12 protein-coding genes are annotated in these 17,706 nt (G+C 66.8%); 10 read left to right on the forward strand and 2 right to left on the reverse strand.

The annotated features are described in order from the left end of the window. Positions 1-97: 97 nt before the first annotated feature. A complete protein-coding gene (locus tag RMO51_RS20095) occupies positions 98-1,009 on the forward strand; it encodes a bestrophin family ion channel (protein ID WP_310397764.1) in 912 nt (303 codons plus the stop codon). 56 nt (positions 1,010-1,065) lie between these two features. Here RMO51_RS20095 and RMO51_RS20100 read toward each other — a convergent pair whose 3' ends face one another. Beyond that, positions 1,066-3,699, reverse strand: a complete 2,634-nt coding sequence (locus RMO51_RS20100) for a cation-translocating P-type ATPase (RefSeq protein WP_310397765.1) — start codon at positions 3,697-3,699, stop codon at positions 1,066-1,068. A gap of 62 nt (positions 3,700-3,761) precedes the next feature. Then, entirely contained in the window at positions 3,762-4,586 is an 825-nt protein-coding gene (locus tag RMO51_RS20105) for a universal stress protein (RefSeq protein WP_310397766.1), read from the reverse strand. Positions 4,587-4,819: 233 nt separating this feature from the next. On the opposite strand from RMO51_RS20105, the gene RMO51_RS20110 reads away from it, so the two are divergent. From RMO51_RS20110 to RMO51_RS20150, 9 genes are all read left to right on the forward strand, one after another. Next, the gene (locus tag RMO51_RS20110; protein ID WP_310397767.1) at positions 4,820-5,872 is read left to right on the forward strand and encodes a 2-hydroxyacid dehydrogenase; all 1,053 of its coding nucleotides are present in this window, start codon (positions 4,820-4,822) and stop codon (positions 5,870-5,872) included. A 275-nt stretch (positions 5,873-6,147) separates the two neighbouring features. Continuing rightward, positions 6,148-6,738, forward strand: a complete 591-nt coding sequence (locus RMO51_RS20115; protein WP_310397768.1) for an RNA polymerase sigma-70 factor — start codon at positions 6,148-6,150, stop codon at positions 6,736-6,738. A gap of 170 nt (positions 6,739-6,908) precedes the next feature. Further along, positions 6,909-7,949 carry a FecR domain-containing protein gene (locus RMO51_RS20120; RefSeq protein WP_310397769.1) on the forward strand — a complete coding sequence of 347 codons (1,041 nt, stop codon included), beginning with the start codon at positions 6,909-6,911 and terminating at the stop codon, positions 7,947-7,949. 5 nt (positions 7,950-7,954) lie between these two features. Further along, positions 7,955-11,389: a TonB-dependent receptor gene (locus tag RMO51_RS20125; RefSeq protein ID WP_310397770.1), complete on the forward strand. Its 3,435-nt coding sequence runs from the start codon at positions 7,955-7,957 to the stop codon at positions 11,387-11,389. Between the two features lie 26 nt (positions 11,390-11,415). Continuing rightward, positions 11,416-12,876, forward strand: a complete 1,461-nt coding sequence (locus RMO51_RS20130; RefSeq protein ID WP_310397771.1) for a RagB/SusD family nutrient uptake outer membrane protein — start codon at positions 11,416-11,418, stop codon at positions 12,874-12,876. Positions 12,877-12,959: 83 nt separating this feature from the next. Continuing rightward, on the forward strand, positions 12,960-14,396 hold the full coding sequence (locus tag RMO51_RS20135; protein WP_310397772.1) for a glycoside hydrolase family 30 beta sandwich domain-containing protein: 1,437 nt from the start codon (positions 12,960-12,962) through the stop codon (positions 14,394-14,396). Positions 14,397-14,474: 78 nt separating this feature from the next. Beyond that, positions 14,475-15,575, forward strand: coding sequence for a T9SS type A sorting domain-containing protein (locus RMO51_RS20140; protein ID WP_310397773.1), 1,101 nt, complete (start codon positions 14,475-14,477; stop codon positions 15,573-15,575). A gap of 138 nt (positions 15,576-15,713) precedes the next feature. Further along, positions 15,714-17,174: a glycoside hydrolase family 30 beta sandwich domain-containing protein gene (locus RMO51_RS20145; protein ID WP_310397774.1), complete on the forward strand. Its 1,461-nt coding sequence runs from the start codon at positions 15,714-15,716 to the stop codon at positions 17,172-17,174. Between the two features lie 368 nt (positions 17,175-17,542). Continuing rightward, a complete protein-coding gene (locus tag RMO51_RS20150; RefSeq protein ID WP_310397775.1) occupies positions 17,543-17,704 on the forward strand; it encodes a hypothetical protein in 162 nt (53 codons plus the stop codon). Positions 17,705-17,706 lie beyond the last annotated feature (2 nt).

The following is a 17,706-nucleotide window of genomic DNA, read 5'->3' on the forward strand; positions in this document are numbered from 1 at the left end:
GCCGCGCCGGGAAGCGCCAGTTTTGTGGGCTAAAACCAGGTGGTCCAGCCGGTTTTTCTCTTCCCGATTCCGCACGGCGCAACCAGCCCCGTTTGCCATGTTGCTCAACGCCCGGTTTCCCCTGCGCTACATCTTCAAGCACATTCGGGCGGATGTCGTCCGGGTACTGCTGATTTCCATCTGCTTTCACCTCCTAAAGCTGGCCCTGGGCGACTACCTGCCGCTGATTCCGCTGCAGCTGCCCACGATTCTGGGCAGCTCGATTGCGCTGCTGCTGGCCTTCAAAACCAGCCAGTCGTACGACCGATGGTGGGAAGCCCGCAAGATTTGGGGCGCCATCGTCAACGACTCGCGCACGCTGGTGCTGCAGGTCCGCGCGTTTGTGCCCGAAGAGTTTCTGCGTGCCAACGCCCCGGGTTCGCCTTTAAAAACCATGGCCTACCGCCAGATAGCCTGGTGCTACTGCCTGGGCCAGTCGTTGCGCGGCCTGGACCCCACGGCCGGGCTGGCGGCCTACCTGACGGGGCCCGAGCTGGCCTATTTGCGGCCGCACGCCAACAAGCCCCTCGCCCTGCTGGCCCTGCACACCGACCAGGCCAAAACGCTGTACGAGCAAGGGGCCCTCAACGCCTACCAGCAGGTGCAGCTCGATGCCACCCTGGTGCGCCTCTGCGACGCCATGGGCCAGGCCGAACGCATCAAGTACACGGTGTTTCCGGTGAGCTACCGGCTGCTCGTGTACTTTTTCATCTACCTGTTTCTGATGACGCTCTCGTTGGGCCTGGTCAAGACCATCGGGCTGTGGGAAATTCCGGTGCTACTCACGACGGCGTCCTCCTTTTTCCTGCTGGAGCGCACCGCCCGCTACCTGCAGGACCCCTTCAACAACAAGCCCACCGATACGCCGGTCACGGCCATTGCCCGCACCGTGGAAATCAACCTCCGGCAGCTGCTGCAGGAGCCGGACGTGCCGGCGCCCCTCGCGCCGGAAGCGTTTTACCTCATGTGATGCCCGCTGGCCGAACGGCTGGCGAAGGCCACGTGACGGCCCGCTGGACTGCCTCCTCAAGCCGCGGCCGCGACCGGCAAGGCGGCCCCACCCGTAACCACCGGCAGCCGCGCCACCGGCTGTTCCCGCCGCCGGCTGATGAGCTTCTGCAGCTCCACCGCCCAAAACACCACGCTCGATACGGCCACCGTGACGCCCAGCTCCGCCCACGTCAGCGGCTGGGTGCTGAAGATGTTGTTGAAGAAGGGCGTGTACAGTATCATCAGGTGCAGCGCCGCGGTCAGCGCCACCGCCCCCAGCATGGGCTTGTTCGAGAGCAGACCGATGCTGAAAATGGACTCCCGCCGCGACCGGATGGCCAGCGCCAGGCCCAGCTGGCTAAAGCAGAGCACGGTGAAGGCCATCGTTTGCCAGTGCGCGATGCCGCGGCGCAGCGCCCAGGCCTCCGTGGCGATGGTCAGCCCGCCCACCAGCAGCCCGACCAGGACGATGAACCAACCCAGGCCGTTGGCGAAGATGGTTTGCCGCGGGTCGATGGGCGGCCGTTGCATGCTCTGGGCTTCCGAGGGCTCGTAGGCCAGGGCCAGGCCGGGCAGGCCGTCGGTCACCAGGTTAATCCAGAGGATGTGGATGGCCAGCAGCGGCACGGGCAGGCCAAATAGGGGCGCCACGAAGAGGGCCACGATTTCGCCCGCGCTGCCGGCCAAAATGTAGCGAATGAACTTGAGGATGTTGTCGAAGATGCGCCGCCCGTGCCGCACGGCGTGCACGATGGTGGCAAAATTGTCGTCGAGCAAAATCATGGCCGCCGCTTCCTTGGCCACCTCCGTGCCGTTGATGCCCATGGCCACGCCGATGTCGGCGTTTTTCAGGGCCGGGGCGTCGTTCACGCCGTCGCCGGTCATGGCCACGAACTGGTGCTTGGCCTGCAACGCGCTGATGATGCGCAGCTTCTGGGCCGGGTCCACGCGGGCGTATACCCGTACTTTTTCCACGATTTCAGCAAAGGCCGGCTCGTCGAGCTTGGTCAGCTCCGGCCCGGTCAGCACCAGCTCATCGGGCTTGGAAAGGATGCCCAGCTGCCCGGCAATGGCCTTGGCGGTGAGCGGGTGGTCGCCGGTAATCATCACGGCCGTGATGCCGGCGGCCTGGCACTCGGCCACCGCCTGCCGGGCTTCCTCGCGGGGCGGGTCAATCAGGCCCGCGAAGCCGAGGAAGCTCAGGCCGGTTTCGACGGTGGCCGGCGTGACTTCGGCCGGCAGTTCGGGCAGCAGCTTGGCCGCGTAGCCCAGCACCCGGAAGCCTTTGGCGGCCAACTCGTCCACGCGCCGCCGCAGCTCGGGGATTTCGGCCTGCTGCCCCGCCTCCAGCTGGCCGAACACCGCGCTCAGGGCCCCTTTGGTGAGGCACAGCACGCCCTGGTCGGTCTGGTGCAGGGTGCTCATGCACTTGCGCTCCGAATCAAACGGCAGCTCGCCGACCCGCGGAAACCGGGCTTCGAGGGCCGGGCGGGCGTGGTCCTGGCCGGCCGCGTACTGCACCAGGGCCACTTCGGTGGAGTCGCCCAGCCAGTGGCCGGCGGGGTCCTGGGTCACGTCGTTATTCAGGGCCATGGCCGTCAGCAGGCCGGTTTTACTATCCAGTACCGGCAGGGCAAAGGCCGGCGCAGCGTAGGTGTCCTCCACCGTCATTTTGTTGAGGGTGAGGGTGCCCGTTTTGTCGGTGCAGATATAGGTGACCGAGCCCAGCGTTTCGACGGCCGGCAGCTTGCGAATCAGCGCCTGGTCCTTTATCAGCCGCTTGGCGCCCAGGGCCAGCGAGACGGTGACCAGCGCGGGCAGGGCTTCGGGCAGGGCCGCAATAGCCAGCGAGATGGACACCAGCAGCAGGCTGCCCAGCGGCTCGCCCCGCAGCCAGCCCACCCCGAAAAAGAGCGCGCCCGTGAGCAGCGCGGCGGCCGACAGGTACTTGCCCAGCGTGGCCAGCCGCTTCTGGAGCGGGGTCACCGTTTCGTCGGTCTGAATGAGCTTGGCAATCTTGCCCAGCTCGGTGCCCATGCCCGTGGCCACCACGTAGGCCGTGGCCCGGCCGTTGGTCACGAAGGTGCCCTTGTAGCCCATGTTCAGCCGGTCGCCCAGCGGCAGTTCGCCCGCGGGCAGCGCGTCCGAATTCTTCTCCACGTTGGCCGACTCGCCGGTCAGCGACGACTCGTCCACTTTCAGCGCGTGGGTTTCGAAGAAGCGCACGTCGGCCGGGATAACGTCGCCGGCTTCGAGCACCGCCACGTCGCCGGGCACCAGGTCGGCCGCGACGATTTTCACGGCCCGCCCGCCGCGCAGCACCTGGGCCTGCGTGGCCGCCATTTTCTGCAGGGCCTCCATGGCCTTGTCGGCCCGGTATTCCTGCACGAAGCCGATGACGGCGTTGAGCACCACGATGGCCAGAATGACGTACACCGATTTCCACTCGCCCACCACGCCCGACACTGCGGCCGCCACCAGCAGCACCAGTATCATCACGTCGGCCAACTGGTGCAGCAGCAGTTGCCACACGGTTTTTTTCTTGGCGTCGGCCAATACATTCGGGCCGTGTTCGGCCAGCCGCTGCCGGGAAGTGGCTTCATCCAGCCCCGTGGGCGCGGATTTCAGCTCTTGCGCGACATCGGCAACGGAGGCAACGTGGTAATCCATGGGGCAGTGTATTGATGAGACCCGATGGGCCATCGCCTTTTGCCAGGGCGGTGTTTCAAAGCTTACCCCGCGGCCGGCAGCACTAGTACGGGCACGGCGCTGTGCAGGAGGACCCGGGCCGTGACGCTGCGGTGAAACAGCTCGCCGAAAAAGCTGCGCGGCCGGGCAATGAGCACGACCAAATCAAAATCTTCGGGCCGGGCCGCTTGCAGGATGGCCTCGGCCGGATGCGGGGCGACGACGCTGCGGGTGCGAAGGGGCTGCGGCAACCCCATCGTCAAGCCCGTGTCCTCGACCGACGCCAGCGCCCTGGCCGTGGCGGCGGTCGGGCCGGCGTGTTCCTCCACGTGCAGCACCGTCAGTTCCGCGTGCAGGGCATCGAGCAGGTGCCGCGTGGCGCCCGCGTGCGGGCCGAGGGAGAAGGCTTCCCCATCGACGGCCAGCAGCACACGGCGCGGCGGGTCGGTCGACGACACGTTGTGCGGCACCACCAGCATGGGGTAGGGGGCCGTGCGCAGGATGTCGAGGGCCGTGGTGCTCACCAGCTCGTCGGGCGTGCCCTTCGTATCGGGGCGGCCCAGCACCACCAGGGTGGGGTGGTGGCGGCTCACGGTGTCGGCCACGGCGTAGGCCACGCGCCCGTGGCCTATTTCCACCACCACCGGCACCGGCAGGTCGCTGGTAATGCTGTTCAGTGCCATGTGCAGCGCCTCGTTATCCAGGTTCGAGAGCTTGCCCGTAAGCATTTCCGGGTCGAGCACCGAATCGCGGCGCACGTGCAGCAGCACCAGGCGGGCCCCGAGCGGGCGGGCCAGGTTGGTGGCGTAGTCGAGGGCGCGGTTGGCGGCCTGAAAAAAGTCCGTTAAAATCAGCAGCGAGGGGGCCATGAGCAGGGCGTGGTGTGGGAACTTCAATTCAATACGGCCGCAAGGTCCGCCCCGTTGGCTTAAAAAACCTTGTTTATAATTAGCCCGTTGGATGACTTATGTCATACTCCCGCTGCGCTGCGCTGCCGACTTTTGCCCAATAATTTTCGGGGTAGGGGGCCCTGACGGCACGCCCGGCAAGGGCGCCGCTGCTCCCCCGACTTCAATCCTTTGCCCTCCTCACCGTATTTCCAATGAACCTCACCGTTTTCAGCGCCCATCCGTTCGAGCAGCCGTTTCTGCGGGAAGCCGCCCAGGCCCGGCACGAGCTGCATTTTGTGGACGAAGCGCTGAGCCTGGCCACCGCTGACCGGGCCCAGGGCAGCCCGGCCGTGGCCATTTTCGTCGGCGACGACGCCTCGGCCCCGGTGCTGGAGCGGCTGGCGGCGCTGGGCGTGCGCTACCTGCTGGTGCGCGCCGCCGGCCACGACCAAGTGGACCTGCCCGCCGCCCAGCGCCTGGGCCTGCGCGTGGCCAACGTGCCCCACTACTCCCCCTACGCCATCGCCGAGCACGCCCTGGCCCTCATCCTGGCGCTGAACCGCCACCTGCACCAGGCCGACGCGCAGGTGCGCCACGCCGACTTCCGGCTGGACGCGCTGGTCGGTTTCGACCTGCACGGCAAGACGGTGGGCATCATCGGCTGCGGCACCATCGGCGGCACGGTGGCGGGGCTGCTGTCCGGCTTTGGCTGCCGCCTGCTGGGCTACGACGTGCTGCCCGACGCCACTCTCACCCAGCGCTACGGCGTGGAGTACGTGCCGCTGGATACGCTCTGCGCCCTCGCCGATGTCGTTACGGTGCACGCCCCGCTCACGCCGGCCACCCGCCAGCTGCTCAATGCCGGGCAGTTGGCCAAAATGAAGCGGGGCGCCATGCTCATCAACACCAGCCGGGGCGCGCTCCTGGACACCGAAGCGGCCCTCGCCGCCCTGGAATCCGGCCAGCTGGGCTACCTGGGCCTCGACGTGTACGAGCACGAAAAGGGCCTGTTTTTCTACGACCACTCCCGCGACGCGGCCCCCGACCCCTTGCTGGCCCGGCTGCTGGCCCGCCCCAACGTGCTCATCACCGGCCACCAGGGCTTTCTGACCCGCGAGGCGCTGGGCAACATCGCCACCACCGCCATCGAAACCCTCGACAAGTGGCTCGCCGGGCAGCCGGCCAGCAACGAGCTTACCCCGGGCGAAGGCCCCGCCGTTGGCGCGGCTGCTTTGTCGGCAATTGCGACAACGCCACCCGCGTGAACGGGCTTGCCCGTTGCTTCAGGCATCGGTCAGAGTTGTCCGGCACCCTCACGGCGGTTAATTCGAAGAGGCTGTTTGAGGGGCGCTACCCCTCGTGACACAGGCGCGGCAAGCGGCGTGGGGTCACGAGCTGAGAACGGCGTGTAGCGGCGCGTCCCAGCGTCCGCGCCGCAGCCGTTCAAGGCCAAGACGCGCCGCCGTGCTACGCACCGAACCGGCAAGCCACCGTAACGTCATTTTTATGTTACTTTTAGGTAGCATAAGCCGAGGGCCCGTTGAAACTTGCGCGTGATTTTTCAGAAGCGGACTGTCTTCGCCAGCTCAAGCTGGACGACGAGAGGGCCTTCGACGCGCTGTTTCGGCACTACGGCTCCCTGGTGTACCGGTTTGCTTGCGGCTACCTGAAATCGCGGGCCGACGCCGAGGAGATTGTGCAGGACTGCTTCTTGAAAATCTGGGAGAAGCGCCAGCAGCTGCGCGAGGACGTGCCCCTGAAAGGCTACCTCTTTACCACGGCGCACCACGCCATTCTGAATCAGCTGCGGCGCAGCCAGCACCATTTGCGTTTTCAAACGCACGTGGCAACCCTCCGCCCCAGCGTGGCCACCAACGGGGCCGAGTATTCGGAGATGGAGGCGCTCTACCAGGCCGCCCTGGAAAAACTGCCGCCCAAGCGCCGGCAAATATTTATGCTGAGCCGCCAGCAAGGGCTTTCCTACTCGGAAATCGCCCAGCAGCTCAACCTGTCGGTCAAGACCGTTGAGACGCAGATAATGCAGGCGCTGAAGTTCCTGCGCACCTACTTCCGGGCCCACGGCAGCGAGATACTGGGGGTGCTGCTGGTGCTGGCGCTGGGCGCCCGCTAAAAAATATTTTTCCCGGGGAGTAGGGGTGACTCGCGCTTGCGGTGTAGTACTGCAAACGTTTGTGGCCTTTCGCCCCAATCGTTTGCGGGTGCTCTCCTACCGACGCCTGGCCAACCGCTTGAAACTGCTGCGCCTTGTCGCGCCGCGCGGTTTTTCACCCCCCGGATTACATGCAACTGCCCATTACCGAAGAACTGGTAGCCCGCTACGCCCAGGGCGGCGCCACCGTCGCCGAGACGGCCGCCGTGCGGCACTGGCTCGGCCAGCCCGCCAACTACGCCCAGACCCAGCAGTGGATGCGGCGGCACTGGGAGGCCTTGTCGGCCGGCGCGGCGCCGACGGCGGGGCCCGACGACCCCGACTACGAGGCGCTGCTCGAGAACCTGCACCAGCGCCTGGGCTTTGGCCAGTTGCCGCAGTTGGTGCCGCCGGCCGCGCCCGCGTGGCGGCGCTGGGCGGCCGCGGCCGCGGTGGCCGGCGCCGTGGCCGGCGGAGGCTGGCTGCTGTACTCCCCGCGCGCCGTGACTCCGGTGGAAGTGGCCACCAACTACGGCCAGACCCGGCTGCTGCGCCTGCCCGACGGCTCGCGGGTGACCCTGAACGCCCATTCCAAGCTCCGCTACGCCCCCCGGTGGGCGGCCGACAAGCCCCGCGAAGTATGGCTGGACGGCGAGGGCTACTTCGCCGTTCGGCACCAGCCCAACCACCAGCGCTTTGTGGTGCACACCCGGGCGGGGTTCAGCGTGGAAGTGCTCGGCACCCGGTTCACGGTGAACCGGCGCCGCGACGAGGCCCGCGTGGTGCTGCTCGCGGGCAAGGTGCGGGTGGATTTCGACGACCCGCAGCGGGCCGACGTCATCATGCGGCCCGGCGAGCTGGTCGAAACCCACGATGCGCGGCCCGCCGCCGTGGTGCGCAAAACCGTGCACACGGCCCCCTACGCCGCCTGGAAAGACGCCCGGCTGGTGCTGGACGAAACCACCATTGCCGAGATGGCCACCCGCCTGCAGGACACCTACGGCGTGGAGGTGGTGGTGGCCAGCCCCGCTTTGAACAACCGCAAAGTCACGGGCACCATTCCGGTGCGCGACCTGAACGTGCTGCTGCTGGCCCTGGAGGAAGCCTTCGACCTGCAGGCCACCCGCGCGGGCAACCGCATCACCCTCACCGAACGCCATCCTTCCCATCCCCTCAACCCTACTTCCAAGTAAATCCCATGAACACATTTACGCAGACGGGCTGGCGCCGCGCGCGCCCGGCGGCCCTGGCCGCGGGCGTACTGCTGCTGGGCTCCTTGCACAGTTCGGCCTCGGCCCAGCTGCTGGCGGCCAACCGGGTGCAGCAGAACCCGGCCAGTACCCCGGCGCCGGCCGCCGAAACGGTGTTGCTCAAGGCCCTGCTCCGGCAGTGGGAAGGCGACTACCACGTCACCATCTTTTACGAAAGCAACCTGGTGGGCGACAAGCGCGTGCCGCTGCCCACCGGCGTGGCCACCCTGGAAAACCGGCTGAACGCCGTGCTGCCCGCCGCCGACCTGAGCTTCAAAAAGCTGCGCGAAGACTACTTCATCGTGACCAGCCGGACGCAAATGCAAGAGGAAGCCCGCGTTGCTGCCGCCGCCACCAACCCGCAGGACGTGACCGTGGCGGGCCGCGTGACGCAGGCCAACGGCGAGGGCCTGCCCGGCGTGACGGTGCTGGTGAAGGGCACCAGCATTGGCACCTCCACCGGGTCCGACGGCAGCTTCTCGCTGAGCGTGCCCGAAAACAGCACGCTGGTGTTCAGCTCGGTGGGCTTCGTGCGCCAGGAAGTGCCCGTGACGGGCGCCACCAGCAGCCTCGCCGTCAACCTGGCCGAAGACAAGCAGGCGCTGAACGAAGTGGTGGTGGTGGGCTACGGCACCCAGAGCCGCCAGGAGCTGACCACGGCCGTGACGTCGGTGGGCGCCCGGGCCCTGGAGCGGCAGCCGGTGGCCGGCTTCGACCAGGCGCTGCAGGGCCAGGCGCCCGGCGTGCAGGTGACGGCGCCGAGCGGCGCGCCCGGGGCGGGCATCAACGTGCGCATTCGCGGCAACAGCACCGTCAGCCTGAACGCCTCGCCACTGTACGTCATCGACGGCATTCCCATTCTGCCCGCGTACGACCAGGAGCTGACCGTGGGCAACCAGCGGCCCAACCCGCTGAACGCGCTGAACCCGAACGACATCGAGGACATCACCATCCTCAAGGACGGGGCGGGCGCGGCCATCTACGGCGTGCGGGCTTCCAACGGCGTGGTGGTGATTACGACCAAGCGCGGCAAGGCGGGCACCGCGGCCGTGGGCTTCAGCGCCTACTACGGCCGGCAGACGCTGCGCAAGAAGCTGGACGTGCTCAACGCCCGGCAGTTTGCCGAGTACTTCAACGAGGCCCAGCTCAACGCCGGCCTCCCCCCGGGCTTCCCGGACCTGGACAACCTGCCGGCCGACACCGACTGGCAGGACGAAATCTACCGCACGGCCGCCATCCAGAGCTACCAGCTGAACGTGAGCGGCGGCACCGAAAAGACTCGCTACTACCTCTCGGGCGGCTATTTCAAGCAGGACGGCATCAGCCTCAACTCCGGGTTCGACCGCTACAACTTCAAGGTGAACCTGGAGCAGCAGCTCGGCCAGCGCTTCCGGGCCGGCACTACGCTCAACCTGAGCCGCACGATGACCAACGGCAGCGTGCGCAGCGAGAAAGGCATTGGCAACTCGGGCACGGTGCTCGGCGCCCTGGCCCAGGCCCCCACGGTGCCGGTGCGCACGGCCACCGGCGCCTACGGCACCAACCCGTTCCAGAACTTCGACAACCCGGTGGGCAACCTGCTCGAAACCAGCAACAAGGCCAACATCTACCAGGTCATTGGCAACGTGTACGGCGAGCTGGACCTCCTGAAGAACCTGGCGCTGCGCAGCTCGGTGGGCATTGATTTCCGCACCCAGCTCGAGAACGAGTTCATCACCCGCGACTACCCGGGCACGTCGACCGCGCAGCCCGAAACCCGCGGCAGCGGCCGCACCGGCACCAACCAGCAGACCATCTGGCTGCAGGAGAACACGCTGACCTACAACCCCGCGCTGGGCGACAAGCACGCCCTGACGCTGCTGGCCGGCGAGTCGATGCAGGAGTCGGACCGGTTCACGTCGAGCGCGGGCGGCTCGGGCTACCCGTCCAACGGCGTGCCCTACCTCTCGGGCGTGTCGGTGTTCACCAAGCCCAGCAGCTACCAGGACCAGTGGGGCCTGCTGAGCTTCTTCGGGCGGGCCATCTACAGCTACGACAACCGCTACCTGGCCACGGTGAGCATGCGGGCCGACGGCTCCAGCCGGTTCCGCGACGGGAAAAAGTTTGGCTACTTCCCGGCGGTGAGCGCGGGCTGGCGCATCTCGAAGGAGTCGTTTTTCCCGGAAACCAAGGCCGTGTCGGAGCTCAAGCTGCGCGCCAGCTTCGGGGCCAACGGCAACCAGGAATTCTACACCTACGAGCGGTTCCCGCGCTATGCGGTGGGCTCCAGCTACCCGGGCACGGGCAGCACGGTGCTGCCCGGCATTGCCCCGTCCAACATCGGCAACGCCGACGTGCGGTGGGAAACCACCTACCAGTACAACGCCGGCCTTGACCTGGGCCTGCTCGATAACCGGCTGACCCTGACCCTGGACGCCTACCGCAAGCGCACCGAGGACCTGCTCACGCTGGTGAGCATCCCGCTGAGCACCGGCGCGCAGGCCCTGGAAATCCTGCAGAACGTGGGCACCGTGCAAAACCAGGGCTTCGAGCTGGGCCTGAACACCGAGAACGTGCGGAGCAGCACGGAGGGCGCCTTTGGCTGGTCGACGAATTTCAACTTCTCGCTGAACCGCAACGAGGTGCTGGACCTGGGCAAGGTGGCGGACGAAGCCGGCGCGCAGGTGGACCGGCGCCTGCCCAGCGGCAACGGCTTCACGCTGGTGGGCCAGCCGCTGGGCGTGTTCTACGGCTACCAGGTGCAGGGCATCTTCCAGTCGGCCGACGAAATTGCCCAGGCGGCCCAGCAGGACAACGCCCGCCCCGGCGACATCCGCTTCCGCGACCTGAACGGCGACAGCATCATCACCGAGAAGGACCGCACCGTTATCGGCAACCCCAACCCCAAGGCCGTGGGCGGCGTCACGAACACCTTCACCTTCAAAGGACTGGAGCTGAGCGTGTTCTTTCAGGGCAGTTTCGGCAACGACATTTACAACCAGAACCGCGAAACCATTGAGGGCATGCGCGACCCGCTCAATCAGAGCACCGCCGTGCTCAACCGCTGGACGCCCACCAACACGGCCACCGACGTGCCCCGGGCCGTGCGCAACGACCTCAACGGCAACGCGCGCTACTCCGACCGGTTCATCGAGGACGGCTCCTACGTGCGCCTCAAAAACCTGACCCTGGCCTACACCGTGCCCGGGGCCCTGACCAAGCGCGCGGCCCTCAGCAGCCTGCGCCTGTACGTGACGGGCCAGAACCTGATTACCTGGACCGACTACTCCGGCTACGACCCGGAGGTGAGCTCCGACCCCTTCTCCACCACCGGCCTGGGCCGCGACTTCGGGGTGTACCCGCAGGCGCGCACCTACACCGTGGGCCTCAACGCTTCCTTCTAAGCCCCGTGCTCCGTTCCAACATTCCCATGAAAAAGCTGCTCACTCCCCTGCTCGCCTGCGCTTTGCTGGCGGGCTGCGACGTGCTGGACAAGGACCCGCTGCCCAGCATTTCGCCGGCCAACTTCTTCAAAACCGCCGACGACGCCGAAGCCGCCCTCACGGCCGCTTACGACGGCATTCAGGGCACCGGCGCCTACGCCCAGGAGCTCAACGTGGTGGGCGAAATGCCTTCCGACAACTGCACCAGCGCCAACGGCGACGTGGCCGCCATGGAAAACATTGCCTGGACGCCGACCACCAGCCAGGTGACCAACGTGTACCGCGAGGCCTACATCGCCATCAACCGCGCCAACGCCGTGCTCAAGTACGTGCCCGCCCTGGACCTGCCCGGCCCCCGCAAAAACTCGATTCTGGGCGAAGCCCGGTTCCTGCGGGCCCTGTCTTACTTCAACCTGGTGAAGCTCTACGGCGCCGTGCCGCTGCGCCTGGAGCCCACCGAAACCGGCGACCCCGCCGTGCTCAACCTGCCCCGCACCGCCGCCGAGCAGGTGTACGCGCAGGTGGTGCAGGACCTGACCGAGGCCGAGGCCCTGGTGCTCCCCGTGAACCCGACCCGCGCCACCCAAGGCGCAGTGAATGCCCTGCTGGCGCGCGTGCAGCTCACCCAACGCAACTGGGCCGCGGCGCAGGCGGCGGCCAACGCGGTGATTACGGGCGGCGGCAACTACGGGCTGGTCAACAACTTCAAGTCGTTGTTCCCGGCCGACAACCGGCAGCCGGAAAGCGTGTTTGAGGTGCAGTACTCCGGCAGTTCCGACGGCGGCACTTCCAACATTCTGCCCGATTTGCTGCTGCCTTCGCCGCCGGCCACGTTCTCGTTTCCCAAGTTCAACATCCCGACCGCGGAGCTCATCGAGTACGCCGACACGGTGAACGACCTGCGCTGGCGATTCCAGGGCACCACCCTGGCCGGGCGCGACCACGCCAGCTACGTGGACGGCCGCCGCGGCAACGGCAACGACCGCGGCCCCTTCGTGTACAAGTGGTCGAGCAACCCCAACAGCTTCAATAGCCCCGACAATTACTACGTGCTGCGCTACGCCGACGTGCTGCTCATGTACGCCGAGGCCGCCAACGAGCAGGCCGGCCCCACCGCCGACGCCCTGGCCAAGCTCAACCTGGTGCGCCAACGGGCGGGCCTGCCGGCGCTCACCACGGCCTCGGCCCCGGCGGCCACCAAGCAAACCCTGCGCAACGAAATCGACCGGCAGCGCCGCCTGGAGCTGGCCTTCGAGGGCGAGCGGTGGTTTGACTTGCTGCGCTACGCCCGCCACAACCAGGCCGAAGCCGGCGCCCACGCCGTCACGGCCCTCGACATCATTGCCCAGAAGCGCCAGGGCGTCCGCGATGCCAACTACCTCCTCTTTCCCATCCCGCTGGGCGAGCTGAACACCAACACCCAGATTCAGCAAAACCCCGGGTATTAACCAAGTTGTCGTTTGGGGCCAAGGAGCAAGGGGCGCGTGAAAAGCCCCTGCCCCAGGCCGACATTTTTCTGCTCTTGCCACCCATGAATCCCACCCGCTGCCTGTTTCTGGCTTTTGCGCTATTGGCTCTGGCGGCCCGTGCCCAGCCGGGCCCGCGGCCGCCCGCGGCGAAGGCCCCGAAACCGGGGCAGGCAACTAGCGCGGCGCTGTGGCTCACCACGCCCGACAAGTCGGCGCTGTTCCAGCTGCAGCCCGGCCGCCTGGCGTTTGGCGGGGCGGCGAACGAGCATGCCACCATTGAGGTCGACGAGGCCCGGACGTTCCAGTCCATGGAGGGGTTTGGGTACTGCCTCACCGGCGGCAGCGCCCTGCTGCTGCACCGCATGGGCGCCGCCGGGCGCGCCAAGCTGCTGCGCGAGCTGTTCGCCACCGACGGCACCAGCATCGGCGTGAGCTACCTGCGCCTGAGCATCGGCGCGTCGGACCTCGACGAGCGGGTGTTTTCCTACGACGACCTGCCCGCCGGCCAGACCGACCCGGCGCTGGCCCGGTTCAGCCTGGCCCCCGACCGGGCGCACCTGCTGCCGGTGCTCAAGGAAATTCTGGCCCTCAACCCCGCCCTCAAAATCCTGGGCTCGCCGTGGTCGCCGCCCGCCTGGATGAAGACCAACGAGAACACCAAAGGCGGCAGCCTGAAGCCCGAATGCTACGACGCCTACGCCCGGTACTTCGTGCGCTACGTCCAGGAGATGCAGGCGGCCGGCGTGCGCATCGACGCCGTCACGGTGCAGAACGAACCCCTGCACCCCGGCAACAACCCCAGCCTGCTGATGCCGGCCGAGCAGCAGGCCGAATTCATCAAGCGGAACCTGGGGCCGGCGTTTCGGGCGGCGAAGCTGGCCACCAAAATCATTGCCTACGACCACAACGCCGACCGGCCCGACTACCCCATCGCCGTGCTCAACGACCCAGAAGCCCGGCAGTACGTCGACGGCTCGGCTTTCCACCTCTACGCCGGGCCCATCGAGGCGCTGAGCCAGGTGCACGACGCCCACCCCGACAAGCACCTCTACTTCACCGAGCAGTGGATTGGGGCGCCCGGCAAGTTCTCCGGCGACCTGGCCTGGCACACCAAAACGCTCATCATCGGGGCCACGCGCAACTGGGCCCGCACCGTGCTGGAGTGGAACCTGGCCGCCGACCCGCAGCAGAACCCGCACACCCCCGGCGGCTGCACCGAGTGCCTGGGCGCCGTGACGCTGGCCGGCGACGCCGTGACGCGCAACCCGGCCTACTACATCATTGCCCACGCCAGCAAGTTTGTGCGGCCCGGCAGCGTGCGCATCGCCTCCACCGCACCGGACGCCCTGCCCAACGTGGCCTTCCGGGCCCCCAATGGCAACCGCGTCGTCATCGTGCACAACGCCGGGCCGGCGGCGCTGTCCTTCAATATCCGCCACCAGGGCCAGCTGCTCAGCACCGCGCTAGCGGCCGGGGCCGTGGGCACTTACGTCTGGTAGCAGCGCAGTGTTTATCTTTCTCTGGCAATTCTTTCACCCTTTCACAACTTTCCCATTTTTTCAATTACCCCCATTCCCATGAAAAACCTGTCCACTCTTTCCGCAATCGGCGCGCTGGCGCTGGCTTCTTTTGGCGCCCAGGCGCAATTCACCGTCGACGGGACCCTTTCGCCCATCGAAGTGGGCACCGGCCCGGGCAAGTACCAGCTCGTGGGCGCCTACACCGGGGCACACAACCAAACTGACCGCGGCCTGAAATTCTTGTACGTGGGCACCACGGCCACCGCCCTGAACATCATGGTGGTGGCGTCGGCCGAAACGGCTGACTACAACTCGCTGGTGCTTTACCTGGACACGCCCAACCGGACGGGCATTGCGGCCAACGCCCAACTACCCGGCAGCACCAACGCCGGCAATAATGGCCGCGAGTCGCTGCGCCAGCGCCCCACGCTGGACATGCCCGTCGATTTTGCTTTTCGCTGCACCACCTCGCCCTTCCTCGATGCCAACAACGCCATCTACCTCAGCCGGGTGAATTACACCATGGCTCCCTACGATGAAGTTGGGATGGGTGCGGGCCGAAAAGACGGCAGCCTGACCACGGATAGCAACGACCCGGCCCTGGCGAAGACAGCCTACCAGACCAGCGCCACGGGCAGCGTGGCGGCCAACACCACCACGGGCTGGGAACTCGAGATGCCACTGGCGGCCCTTGGCGGGGCGGCGACAGGCAGCGACTTCAAAATGATGGTGGCCTTCATCGACGACTTCCGCAGCTTCAACGTTGACGTGCTGCCGACAATTGTTGGCCGGACGACGGCCCTCGGCATCGACCCCGACCTCGCCGCCATCGCCGGCAACCAGCACTACACCTACCGGGTGGGCACGGGTGTTCTGGCCAGCCGTTCGGCCGGCGCCGCGCTGCAAGCCGCTGCTTACCCCAACCCACTGGCCGCCACCAGCCGCCTCGCCTACACCGTGCCCACCGCGGCCCAGCCCGTGGCGGTGGACGTGTTCAACAGCCTGGGCCAGAAAGCCCTCTCGCTGCTCAACACCACCCAGGCCGCCGGTGCCCACGCCGTGGATTTGTCCGCGCTGCGGCGATTGGCGGCCGGTTCTTACGTCGTCACCCTGCGGGTGGGCAGCCAGCTCAGCACCCACCGCGTGATGGTTGAGTAGCTAATTGGCCGGGGCGGGAGGAGCCGGAAGCGCTGGCTCCTCCCGCTCAGTGGCAGCGCGCCACCGCTTTAAACTGATTATAAAATCGCTCTTTTCTCCTTTCCACAAATCAACGCCGCGATGCTATTCAACGCCGCTATGTTATTTCCTGTTCGGGGCCGCTTGCTGGTCGGTGGCCTGCTCCTGTTGCTGGCCGGGGCCGGCTGCGAAAAGAAAGCCAAAGACACCCCCGACCCCCAGCCGCCCGTGGTGACCCCGCCCCCGGCGGCGCCCTCCCAGGTAGCGGCCTGGGTCACCAACGCCGACAAGTCGTCGCTCTTCGCCCGGCAGCGGGTGGCGTTGAACTTCGCGGCGGCCACCAACCAGAACCCGACCATTGCCGTCGACACCGCGCAGACCTACCAGACCATCGACGGGTTTGGCTACACCCTCACCGGCGCCAGCGCCTACGTGCTGAAGCGCATGAGCGCCCCCGACCGGGCCGCCCTGCTGCGCGAGCTGTTCGCCACCGACAGCACCTGGCTGGGGGTGAGCTACCTGCGGGTGAGCATCGGCGCGTCCGACCTCAACGACCAGGTGTATACCTACGACGACGTGCCCGGCGGGCAGACCGACGAGAGCCTGGCCCAGTTCAGCCTGGCACCCGACCGCGTGGACTTTCTGCCGGTGCTCAAGGAAATCCTGGCCCTCAACCCGGCCATCAAAATCATGGGCTCGCCCTGGACGGCCCCGTCTTGGATGAAGACCAACGAGAATTCCATCGGCGGCAGCCTGAAGACGCAGTACTACGACGCCTACGCCCGGTACTTCGTGAAATACCTCCAGGGCATGGCCGCCGAAGGCATCACCATCGATGCCATCACGCTGCAAAACGAGCCCCTGAACCCGTTCAACAACCCCAGCATGCTGATGACGGCGACCGAGCAGACGACCTTCATCAAGAATTTTGTGGGCCCGGCCCTGGCGGCCGCCGGCCTGCGCACCAAAATCATCGCCTACGACCACAACGCCGACCGGCCCGACTACCCCATCGCCGTGCTCAGCGACGCGGCGGCGCGGCCCTACGTCGACGGCTCGGCCTTCCACCTCTACGGCGGCAACATCAGCGCCCTGAGCCAGGTGCACGACGCCTTTCCGGCCAAGAACATCTACTTCACCGAGCAGTACGTGGCCGCGCCCGGCAACTTTGGCGCCGACCTGTCCTGGGCCGTGAACAACCTGATTATCGGCGCCACGCGCAACTGGAGCCGCAACGTGCTGGAGTGGAACCTGGCCGCCGACCCCTCCCACGGCCCCTACACCCCCGGCGGCTGCAGCACCTGCCTGCCCGCCGTGACGGTGGGCGGCGGCGGCCTCGTGCGCAACCCCTCGTACTACATCATTGCCCACGCCAGCAAGTTTGTGCGGCCCGGCAGCGTGCGCGTGGCCACCAACCAGCCCGGCAACTTGCTGAACGTGGCCTTCCGCACCCCCGCCGGCAAGAAGGTCCTCATCGTGCTGAATAATGGCGCCACGCTCCAGACTTTCAACATTCAGTACAAGGGCAAGCTCGCTTCCACCTCCCTCTTCGGCGGCTCGGTGGGCACTTACATCTGGTAGGGCGGGCCGGTCTGCGGGCCGGGCTTCCTGTTTCGGGTAAAAAGGGTGGGGGTTAAGAATCATAAGAAGCAGAGGCACACGAGACGCTGGAGCGGCGCCTGGTTACGTCTCGTGGCTTGCGCCAGCGGCGCTCTTGCCGTTCAACGCCCCGCGGCCGTCGCGCCGACGCCCCCGAACCGTTCCTCCTGGCTCATCCTTCTCTATGAAGCTGTTTGAATTAGCCGTTGGTCGATGTAGAGCCGCTTCCTGGCGTCTCGTCGTTGAATGAAAGTGGCCGAACTGCGCGTACGACGAGACGCCTGGATGCGGCTCTACATCGTTCTCGTGCTGCCAAGAAATAACTCAAACAGCTTCCAAGCCCCGCTTCCGTGTTCCCAGCTACTTGGCTTCGGCCCGCCGCGCCGCGCGCCGGCACCGCCCGGGCCCGGCTGCTCGGGTGGCTGCTCGCCGCCACTGGTGTTGCCAACGGCGCCTTCGCGCAGAGCTTTTTGCGCGCCGACGGCACGCGCATTGTGAATGCCAGCAACTGATG

It is taken from the genome of Hymenobacter sp. (assembly GCF_031398885.1).
In the GTDB taxonomy this organism is placed as follows: domain Bacteria; phylum Bacteroidota; class Bacteroidia; order Cytophagales; family Hymenobacteraceae; genus Hymenobacter.